1 protein-coding gene is annotated in these 1,326 nt (G+C 37.5%); it reads right to left on the bottom strand.

Annotation, left to right across the window (positions count from 1 at the left end):
* The coding region (locus tag ABN080_RS18135) for a fimbrial adhesin EcpD family protein (protein ID WP_349441659.1) at positions 1-1,196 on the bottom strand (1,196 nt) is incomplete at its 3' end.
* Positions 1,197-1,326 lie beyond the last annotated feature (130 nt).

The raw sequence follows: 1,326 nt of genomic DNA, 5'->3' as shown, positions 1-1,326 counted from the left end.
ATTTTATCAGCTTGGCGAAATGCGCTGGTCGTGACGATATAGTCAAACGTTAATGGTGGCTCTTTATCACCCACTTTCCCTTCTCTATAAGGATTGTTGACTAATTCTTTAGAGATAATACTAATCCCATAATCACGAGGCTTGATAATTATCGTATTAGAAGGGGTAAATTCATAAAAGCCTGATTGAGGCACGGCAGTATTGGTAAAACTAAAGGTAAATAAATCTTGGCTCTTAGAGAGATCAACGTTATTTCTAATTAATTTTTTGAAAAAGCTTTTTGTGAAATGGACATAAACGCCCCCATCACCAGGCGTGACTAAATAAGAGGCAATTGTTGGTGAAGAATAATAATAGGTTCTTGATGTCGGCGTTGCTGAAAGAAGAATATCACTCGCACTTGGTGTAAATGATAATGTCGTTGTATCTACTTTCATCGCCAGTCTCATAACATTTAAGCTTTCGCCGTTGAGCTCATAATCGACCATCTTACAGACCACATTATCACCGACAATTTCACAAAATTTAGAGCCTAGGCCTAATACGGCGTTGCCTTCACTATCGACAAAAATTTCTTGTAACGCATTGGTTGATTTTAGTTTTATGTGCCCTTTTTTCGTGATCGCAAAACTTTGTTCAGACACTCGGCCGTTTACAGAGCGACATGTTTGACCTAATGCAGGGTTATAATTCTCCTTGGTATAGCAGAAAAAATAACTAAAATTTTCTATACTACTAACGGGTAAAGTTTGCATATATTGATAAAATGAATCAGAGAATATCGCCCTAGGAATACCCGCTTCACCACCATGAGTATTCATATAGGCACGATATATTCCATCACTTAAAACCTGTTCAGGTCTTTGTATACCATCAGAAGGGCAATCTCTATAGGTTCGCCAGCAACGGTTACCAATAAATGGCATTTTAATTGGCGAGTTTTCTAGCCAAATATCAAAGTAATTATTGATTGGCACTACGCCGGTATATCCCATGTAACCTAAGCTCAGTTGGTTACTACTGTATTTGGTAAAAACGTTAGCACCACTGAAACGAGGGTCTGTTTTTTGAGGTGTAATAAAATACTCGTTATCAATATTGTTTTCGATAAAAACAATATCATTGGTGTAGGTTACTGCATTGCTGGTGAATGTAGTAAAAAGGGCGAGTATTAATAAGAGATAATGTTTGAACATTATATGCTTTCCTTTAATTCCGGTTTACCAATGTCGTTTGCGGATCACAAATCACATCACCTACCCATAACACACCCCGAGCAGAGGACAAATCTAATTCAGCCTCACAAATCTGTTTATCATCTTGTTG

Origin of the sequence: Proteus sp. fly-1089, assembly GCF_040138965.1 — a bacterium.
In the GTDB taxonomy this organism is placed as follows: domain Bacteria; phylum Pseudomonadota; class Gammaproteobacteria; order Enterobacterales; family Enterobacteriaceae; genus Proteus; species Proteus vulgaris_B.
The sequence above is the reverse complement of the archived record's forward strand: the minus strand, read 5'-3'. Positions and strand labels throughout refer to the sequence as shown.